The organism is Chlorobium sp. (assembly GCF_049593655.1).
In the GTDB taxonomy this organism is placed as follows: Bacteria; Bacteroidota; Chlorobiia; order Chlorobiales; family Chlorobiaceae; genus Chlorobium.
Genome location: NZ_JBAWHG010000013.1, coordinates 1 through 8,828 on the forward strand (window position 1 = coordinate 1; position 8,828 = coordinate 8,828).

The 8,828-nt window shown below is 54.4% G+C and carries 9 protein-coding genes; 2 read left to right on the forward strand and 7 right to left on the reverse strand.

From position 1 onward, the window contains the following. The coding region (gene acpS / locus WBP50_RS01745) for a holo-ACP synthase (protein ID WP_423931344.1) at positions 1 to 355 on the reverse strand (355 nt) is incomplete at its 3' end. A 6-nt stretch (positions 356 to 361) separates the two neighbouring features. Further along, entirely contained in the window at positions 362 to 1,237 is an 876-nt protein-coding gene (gene nadC / locus WBP50_RS01750; RefSeq protein ID WP_423931345.1) for a carboxylating nicotinate-nucleotide diphosphorylase, read from the reverse strand. Between the two features lie 194 nt (positions 1,238 to 1,431). Here nadC and folB point away from each other — a divergent pair, with 194 nt between their 5' ends. Further along, entirely contained in the window at positions 1,432 to 1,809 is a 378-nt protein-coding gene (gene folB, locus WBP50_RS01755; protein WP_423931346.1) for a dihydroneopterin aldolase, read from the forward strand. After that, positions 1,775 to 2,323, forward strand: coding sequence for a 2-amino-4-hydroxy-6-hydroxymethyldihydropteridine diphosphokinase (folK, locus tag WBP50_RS01760; protein WP_423931347.1), 549 nt, complete (start codon positions 1,775 to 1,777; stop codon positions 2,321 to 2,323). The genes folB and folK overlap by 35 nt, the downstream gene beginning before the upstream one ends. A 195-nt stretch (positions 2,324 to 2,518) precedes the next feature. Here folK and WBP50_RS01765 read toward each other — a convergent pair whose 3' ends face one another. From WBP50_RS01765 to WBP50_RS01785, 5 genes are all read right to left on the reverse strand, one after another. Next, entirely contained in the window at positions 2,519 to 3,673 is a 1,155-nt protein-coding gene (locus WBP50_RS01765; RefSeq protein WP_423931348.1) for an ArsA family ATPase, read from the reverse strand. 13 nt (positions 3,674 to 3,686) lie between these two features. Continuing rightward, the gene (locus tag WBP50_RS01770; RefSeq protein ID WP_423931349.1) at positions 3,687 to 5,537 is read right to left on the reverse strand and encodes a hypothetical protein; all 1,851 of its coding nucleotides are present in this window, start codon (positions 5,535 to 5,537) and stop codon (positions 3,687 to 3,689) included. A gap of 276 nt (positions 5,538 to 5,813) precedes the next feature. Continuing rightward, positions 5,814 to 6,059 (reverse strand): bacteriochlorophyll c-binding family protein, encoded by a 246-nt coding sequence (locus tag WBP50_RS01775; RefSeq protein ID WP_331561084.1) that lies wholly within the window; start codon positions 6,057 to 6,059, stop codon positions 5,814 to 5,816. A 133-nt stretch (positions 6,060 to 6,192) separates the two neighbouring features. Continuing rightward, positions 6,193 to 6,612, reverse strand: a complete 420-nt coding sequence (locus tag WBP50_RS01780) for a chlorosome protein C (protein ID WP_423931350.1) — start codon at positions 6,610 to 6,612, stop codon at positions 6,193 to 6,195. A gap of 142 nt (positions 6,613 to 6,754) precedes the next feature. Further along, a complete protein-coding gene (locus WBP50_RS01785; RefSeq protein WP_423931351.1) occupies positions 6,755 to 7,972 on the reverse strand; it encodes a TRC40/GET3/ArsA family transport-energizing ATPase in 1,218 nt (405 codons plus the stop codon). Positions 7,973 to 8,828 lie beyond the last annotated feature (856 nt).

Here is an 8,828-nt window from a genome sequence, read left to right on the forward strand (position 1 = left end):
ACTCTATAATCGCCATGGCTACCGCAGAGTGGCGGTCGTGGGAAATCGACACCCTGGCGAAGCGGACCATCCTGTCCAGCTCCGGGCTGGTGATGCGGACAACCGGTTTTCCCCGGCTGTCGTTGAGAATCTCGAAGCTCTTCCAGTGTACAGGCCCGGAAATGCCCGTACCGAGGGCCTTTACCAAGGACTCTTTCGCGGCGAACCTCCCGGCAGCGCACGGCACCGGATCTTTTTTCTCCAGGCAGTACAAAACCTCGTCTTCCGTAAGAAAACGGTTCAGAAAGGCCGCTCCGTAACGGGTCCAGGCATTACGGATCCGATCGAGCGCCACGATGTCCACCCCTATCTCCATGCGGCTTCAGGTAAAGGCTATGGTCATGGAAAGATCGAGCGCCGTCACGCTGTGGGTGAGTTCGCCGATCGAAATGAAGTCAACGCCGGTTTCGGCAATCTCTACAACGTTGTGCAGTCCAACGTTTCCGGAAGCCTCGAGCTTCACAAGTGGAGACTCCCTGCGTGCAATGGCAACCGCCTCCCTGAGCAGATCGACGGAAAAATTGTCGAGCAGGATGATATCAGGGCCACAGGAAAGAGCTTCGTCAAGCTCTTCAAGCGAACGGACTTCCGCTTCGATCTTCACATCGAGCCGCTTTCCCGTCCGGTATGCGAAAGCGCTTCTGATGGCATTGGCAACGCCTCCGGAGGCGTCGATATGGTTATCCTTGATGAGTATCATGTCGAAGAGTCCGAACCGGTGGTTCATCCCCCCCCCTATACGGACAGCCTCCTTGTCGAAATACCGCAGTCCGGGAGCGGTTTTGCGGGTATCGAGAATGGCGGTTCCGGTATGGCTCACCTTACGGACATAGACGTTCGTCCGCGTAGCGATACCCGACATGCGCTGCATGAAATTCAGTACGGTGCGCTCGGCCATCAGGAGCGAAGCGACGCTCCCCGACACTTCGAGAACGACATTCCCCGACTGAATCGGGTCACCGTCCTGGTGAAAAAAAACTATTTTCAGGCCGGGATCACAGGCATTGAAAACCTCTTCGGCAACAGAAGCGCCGGCAAGGATCCCGCCTGCCTTGGCCTTGATGACGGCATGCCCCTGCTGGCCGGGTTCAATGGTGGCCAGGGAGGTGACGTCGCCGGTGTAACGGTCCTCCTCGAGAGCGAGGATAACCGCCCGCGAACGGCATCCTGCATAAAAATCAGAAACGGTATGCGACATATCTTATCGGAAATAGCTATTCAAAAGTATCACAGGAAGTTGACCCAACGTAACCACAAGGTAACATTTTTCCATGAATCCGGTCTTGCGGAACCGCCGGCGGAAAACCATCGTGAGAGAGCATTTTGAGTTTAGCGGTTTGTTGCCCACATTACAGAACTCGATCCGTACAGGTTCACCTCTACCAATCCGTTATGAACATGACAACCCGCTCATCGGTCAGACTGGTCAATCTCGTCTTTTATGCACACCACGGAGTGCTCAAGGAGGAGCATGCGGTCGGAGCCAAATACGAGGTCGATGCCGAACTGGTGTTCGATTTCACCCAGGCCGCAGCTCTCGACGACATCACCAGAACCATCGACTACGGCATCGTCTACCAGAAAATCAATGCGGTGCTGACCCAGAAGCGCTACTACCTGATCGAGGCGGTCGCCTGCGATATCGTGCATGAGCTGCTCGGTGACTTTCCAATCCTCGAAGCCGCCACCATAAAGGTCAGAAAACGGAATCCTCCCCTGAACGGAATTTGCGATTATGCAGAAGCATGCTTCTCGGCCTCACGAGCCTGAACCCATACCCCGTCATACCGTCTATCTCGGCATCGGGTCCAATATCGGCAACCGGCTCGCACATCTTCAGGAGGCCGTCGGACTACTGAACCGGATGGCGGAAACGGCCGTTACCGGAGTATCGGAAATATACATGACCGAACCGGTAGGCGTAACCGAACAGGATCGGTTCTACAACGGGGTTGTGCGGCTTGAAACCGCGCTTTCACCCGAAAACCTCCGATCCCACTGCAAAGCCATAGAACACAATCTCGGCAGACCGGAACAGTACATCAGATGGAGCCCGAGAGTGATCGATCTGGACATCCTGCTTTACGGCGATCTGACCATGCACAGCAGCGTGCTCTCCATCCCGCACCCGGAGCTGACGAACCGCATGTTCGTGCTCATCCCGCTGCTCGACCTCGACGATCCCCCGCACCCCGTCCTGCACTGCCCGGTTTCATCGCTCCTCGTCACCTGTCCGGACCGCTCGGTTCTGGTGCGGCTGCGCGAGGGGGTAGCCCTACCCTGAAAACCCTAAAATGGGACAGACAGGAGGTATGTGACCTATGGAACTCCCGGAACTGATTCCTGAGGATTTTCATCCGTCCTATCTGTCTCATATGTCCCATTCCTCCAGCATTCCGGGCGGGCAAAAAAAAAGCGGGCAGCATTCCGGATGCTGCCCGCTGAAAGCCGTAATATGCAAAAGAGCGTTCCGGAACAATCAGTTGGCGAAGGTGATGCTCAGGTTGCCTGCGGCAAAGTCTGCACCTTCGGTTTTCCTGCCAACCAGCACGTTCGGCAGAATAATGCTCTTGCGGAAGTTGTTGATATCGACAAGCAGTTCGTCACCCTTGATGTTGACATTGAGCTTCGTCACCTCGACGTTGGGAAGATAGAGGCTCAGCACATACTTCCCGTTCACTTTCTCCAGCGTCTGGGTCTTGTCGTTGCTGTAAAGCACCGCAGCAGGGTTCTTGTCGCCGAAAATCTCCTGGCTCAGCACATGGAGACGGTCGGTATTGATCACCTCGGCAGTCTGCTGGTGGGCACGGAAAATGGGCACCGGGTAGAAACAGTTGTCGATAACGCGCAGATACTTCTGCTGAATATCGATCAGGCTCTGCAGATACTGGTCTGCGGAGCTGGTCGGAAGAATCTTGTTGACCACGGCGGCATCGAGCTTGTAGCCGAACAGGTTCAGGTAGGTCTGCACCCGAAGCGCTTCCTTGATGACCATGTTCTCGGGGTTGAGCACGACGCGGAAGGTAGTGACGTTCTGATCCTGCAGCATGCCGTGCAGTTCTTTCATATGCTCGTTCACCTCGGGCATCAGCTTGAAAATGTTCTTTTTCGGCATGAACTTCGAAAGCAGGGGTGCGGCGAATCCGATAGCCTTGGAGTGCCAGCCGCCTATCTTGTCGGAATACCATCCGTAGGATTCAGGCATACCCAGCAGGCGCATGGTTTCACCTGTCGGAGCGGCATCGACGATGACGACATCGTATTTGCCTGATTTTGCGGCCTTCCAGATGTAGCGGAGGCTGATCATCTCTTCCATGCCGGGCACGATGGCAAGCTCTTCGGCCACAACCTCGTTTGCACCGTCATGCATGAGAATCGAGGAAAAATAGGAATAGAGTTCGTTCCAGTTTTCCCTGATTTCAGCAAGGACATTCACTTCCATGGCAAAGAGGTTCTTTTCGACCTCAACAGGATTCTGGCTCAACTCCACGCTGAATGCATCAGCAAGGCTGTGAGCCACATCAGTGCTCATAATCAGCACACGCTCTCCGCGCCGGGCGATTGCCGTTGCCGTCGAAGCCGAGACGGTGGTTTTTCCAACCCCGCCCTTACCGAGATAAAGAATAATTCTCATGTTGTTTACAGAACTATTGAGTAGACTTGATCTTGATTGTACGTTTCACAGGTTGTTCCCCGGATTGCGACGGATCTCCGCCGGCGCCGGGTTCGACCGATGCTGCCGGATTTTCGACGGCGCCTTCACTTTCGGAAGCCTGGGCGGCCCTGGAGTCGGACTCGATGGTCGTGTAAACCCCCGAACCCTGACCTTGAACCGGCGGCTCTCCAAGAGCACCGGCAAGCATCTCTTCAGAAATTGCCGGCTCATCGTTTTCGGGCTTGTCGGAAACAATGGCAATTTTTTTACGCTGAACCGGACGCTCCTCTTCAACGGAAGACAGCGCCGCCATCAGCTCATCCTGTTCGGCAGGTTCGGACAGCGAAGCCATCACCGGCGCATCACCGGGATTGGCCACAATCTTTATTTTCTTGCGGCGCACCTCCGGCTCGGCTGTTTCCTGCCTCGCCTCTATCCCGGACTCTCTTTCCGGCCTCGAAGCCGGAGGGGCATCCAGAGGGGGCGTATCCATCGTCATCATATCCTTGAGCAATGCCGATGAAGCCGAACCGTCGTCGGCCTTGATGCTTATTTTCTTGCGCTTCACGCCGTCATCGGCATCATCTTCGGGAACGCTGCTCCTGCGGCTGCGTTCACCCGGCAGAGGCAGGCCCGAGTCGTCGGCAGGATCACCTGTAAACATGCCTGAGCCACCCGAAGGGGAATCATCCCTGATGCTTATTTTTTTCCTGCGGATGGTCGAGCTGTCGTCGTCGTCGTCAAAAGAGGAGCGCCGGTCGCCGCGCGGACCGTCATCGTCGCGATCATGCCGGTCGTTTCCCGACGCCGGACGTGACGGCTGTTTTTTACCTCCGCCGAAACCGGTAGTAAGCTTGAGCATTTTGCCGATGGAACCCAGAACCCCGTCGTTTCTCACCGCAGTGGTAATGGCCGTCATCACGAAACGCTCGGCCTGCGGATTCCCCGCAATGTTGGCGAGCAGTTCATTGAGCGCCGTCAGCACCGTAGCCACGTCGCCCGGCACATGCTGCAGATCTTTCATGACCTGGTCGCGAAGCTTGAAGGGAGCCTCGCCAACCATATCCTTTATTGAAGAAGCGATTCTTTTCAGTGACGCCGGATCGGCAGGCAGAATATTTTCAAGGCCTTTGAGGGCATCCGCGGCAGGATTTCCATGCGAAGGCTGACCGGAACGTCCCGGAGCCCCGCCCCGCTGCTGATGCGACGCGTACTCCTGCGAAGCCTCGTCCTGGGGAGGATAACCGATCGATGCCTTGTACTGTTCGAGCAGGTCCTGGCCGTAGCCGATGCTGCTTTCCTGACGCGGCGCGGGTCCTTCCGCCAGAGCGATGGAAACCGACTGCTGGGGACAGATATTTCTTCCGGCCTGAAGAACCCTGATCGCTATGGCATCGGGAATCTCCTTCCGGTAATTCAGCCCGAGGGCATCCTCTATGGTTGACTCGATAACGGTATGCAGGGTGGTAATCAGTTCGGCCTCCCGAATTTCGACCATGTCGAAAATCACGTAAACCGGTTCTTTCTCCTCACGCCTGATCTTGAGATTGAGCGTCGCAAAATCGCTGTCCTTGTTCCGGCTGTTCACGGAAACCGTGCCGAGATTGAAGCGGTCGAGGTAGTCCTTGTTGGAGCCTCTTGCCCAGAGGTAAACCGCCTTGTCGGTGTAGATCAGATAGTCCTGAAAAACAATATTACCTACACGCTCCTGATGAGATTCATAGAAAACCCCGTCAAAAAACGCTACAGGATTTTCTCCGGCATTCATGAGATTCTTCTGAAAAAACTCATTGACATCGTTCAGCTCTGTCTGTCCGGAAACATATAAGGAAATAGTAGCCATTACCCGTGTCGGATCGCGTTGCACTTATTATCAGTTGAACGTCAAATCTAATAAAATATGGGAAGAAAGAGAAACTCTGCCGCAAACAGATTCCGGCCTGAGCGATCTGCTTTCACCGGAGGCCCTGCCGGAAACGCAAAAGCCCGGCGCACTGGCTGCACAAGGATCACGGAAGGGCACGCCAACTGCCCGGAAAAGAAACGGGGGGAAAACAAAAAAGGCAGTGAAAGCCTGAGCTTTACACTGCCTCGATTCAATACAGCATCAGGAGTCTGCTTATTTTGCAAACTTCGATTCAACTGCTTTTGAGGGAACGGCATAACCTGAAACTTCAGGTGATGACCCGCGGAGGCTTCCACCGCCACCGCCCATGTTGCCGTAAGCATTGCGGTTGATTCTCATGGTACCTTTGCCCAGTGAATCAAACAGCATTCCGACGGTCTCCCAGTGACCTTCAACCATAACTTCAAAGATACGGCCGGCGGCTGCTAGGATATCGGTAAATACACCTCCACCACTCATAATTCCTCCTTTTGGAATTTAATTATTGGAAATCTACCTGAATTGGAAATAGAAACCTTGTTTCAATTTACGGGAATAAAAACAAAAACACAAACAAAGAATTCAGAGACCCTTGCGAGGGCATCGGTTCATCTTATTTTTTCACCGTGGTCTTCTGGAACGAACCGGCGATGTTTTTCACGGCTTCCGAAGCGCTCACGCCTGCGTCGCCGAGAGCCTTGGCTGCATTATCGGTAACGTTCTCGACATTTTTGACGGCATCGCTGTACAGCTCGCCTGCGGACCGCGAAACATCCTTCACGGTAATTGCGACACGGTCGATGGTTTCACCGACAACACCACCGGTACGGCCGAGCATGTTGCCGACACCCGTTGCGTCGATCAGGGAACCGACGGTGCCGGTAACGGTTTCAACAACGCTGCCTGCAAGTTCGAGACCGCCGACAACAGCGCTCTGTCCGGTCAGGAGCACGCTTTCGGCAAGAAAGGTGAGACGATCGGTAAAATCAAGCTCTTTGAAGTCCTTGCGAAGTTTCTGATAGGATTCTGACATGGTTACTCTCCGGTTAAATTGAGGCCTCGCTGTGGCGATGCCCCGTTTTCATGTTTGTTAAGCGTATGTCGGACAATGTCTGACGTATGGTAAAAATTAATAAAATTCCACTCATCAAACAAACAGCCATTCAGCTTCAGGGTCAAACTTTATTGAACTCCCGCTGGCGCTGATGCTGGCCCTGATGGTTGAGATCGAACGGTATGTGGAGCCATTTATCCTTGAACACCGCATCACCCGGTTCCAGACCGGTAAGGCTTATGGGCAGCGTAATGATCTTGCGCTGGTTGCCGATCTGCACGTAAAGTTCGTCGCCGGTAACCCATACGTCGATATCGACAGGGTTGGCGAACATGAGTTTCAGCTGAACCTCATAAATGTCACCGTTTCTGACAAACTTGATCGGCGGTTCGTTGTACATCAGATCCGCGGGATCGGTATCGCCGTACATATCGCGGGCAAACATCTCCAGAGACTTGAGGCCCACAACTTCCTGATCGTACATTTTCAGCTTCTTGACCGGCAGCGGCGAGAATCCCTCCTCGATGTCGCCGAGATACTTCTGCTGAATGCCCTTCCACTTCTCCAGGTAACCGCTGTTCTCGTTGGTATCGAGCAGCCTGTTCACCAGAACCATGTCCACCTTGAAACCGTAAAGATTCAGGTAGGTCAGCGCGCGCATGGTCTCCTTGATCGACATTTTCTCGGCGTTCATGACAAGACGGACCGTCGATTTCTCGTTGTCGGTAAGAATTTCGCGGATATCCTCCAGTTCGTCGAACACCTGATCGACCGATTCGATGGCATCTTCGGGAGGAATATAGTAGGCGATCCGGTCGGACATTTTCGAAAGCGGCTTGCTGAGCGGCCGTACAATATATTTATTGACGTTCTTGACCGCCTTCATTCCCCACGAAAGCGTATCGGGAAGCGAAAGCAGCCTGAGGGTTTCACCGGTCGGAGCGGTATCGAGCACAAGCGCGTCGTAGAGTCCGGCGGTTTTGTAGCGCTTGATGCGCAGGAGAGAGAAAAGTTCTTCCATGCCGGGAAGAATGGTCATCTCGTCGGCCATGACGCCGGAGACGCCCTGGGCCATGAAAATTCTCGTATAGTATTTCTGTACCGAGTGCCAGTTCTGCTTCAGATCGACATAGGGGTTAACCTCGATGGCATGCAGATTCTCCTTGATCTTGGTCGGTTCCGCACCGAGAGCCAGGTTGAATGAATCCGACAGGCTGTGAGCCGGATCGGTTGAAAGCACAAGGGTGCGATGCCCCAACTCGGACAGACGGACGGCCGTTGCAGCCGAAACACTGGTTTTACCTACGCCGCCTTTACCTGTAAATGTTAAAATACGCATGAACCGGACATTGGTTTTATGAATACAATCGAAAGACAAAAGATATAACTCTCCCCGGACTCTACAAAGAGTGAAACATACACACTTCACGCCACGTTTAAAAAAAGCCCCTGTTTCCGGGGGATGCCCTCCCTCTGCCGACAAGCCGTCCCTGCGGGCCCCAGGGGGATAAAAAAAACCATATTGGGAGGCCCCCCGATTCTACCGATATACCGTCCCTGCGGGTCCCAGGGTTTCACCCTGCGCTACCGATATGCAATCTTCTCTTCTAACCCCGCAGGGGTGCCATATCGGTAGACACAACCCCTATCCCCTCTCTTCAAAGCCCCATCGGGGCGACATATCGGTAACGCCGGGTGTCAACCCGGCGGCACACCCGCAAAATCCATATTGGGGGATGCCCTCTCTCTGCCGACATGCCGTCCCTGCGGGACTGGGGAAATAAAAAACCCCCTACTTGGGGGGGCATGCACCGTTCTACCGATATACCGTCCCTACGGGACTGAACACCCGCATACCATCTTCTCTTCAAACCCCGTTAGGGGTGCCATATCGGTAGACACAACCCGCCACCCACGCCTCTTCAAGCTCCGGAGGAGCGACATAACGGTAACGCCGGGTAAAAACCCGGCGACACACCCGCAAAATCCATATTTGATGGGCATGCACCGTTCTACCGATATATCGTCCCTACGGGACCCGGAACCTACTCACTGCCCACAATCCCAAACTCTATAATCGCCATGGCTACCGCAGAGTGGCGGTCGTGGGAAATCGACACCCTGGCGAAGCGGACCATCCTGTCCAGCTCCGGGCTGGTGATGCGGACAACCGGTTTTCCCCGGCTGTCGTTGAG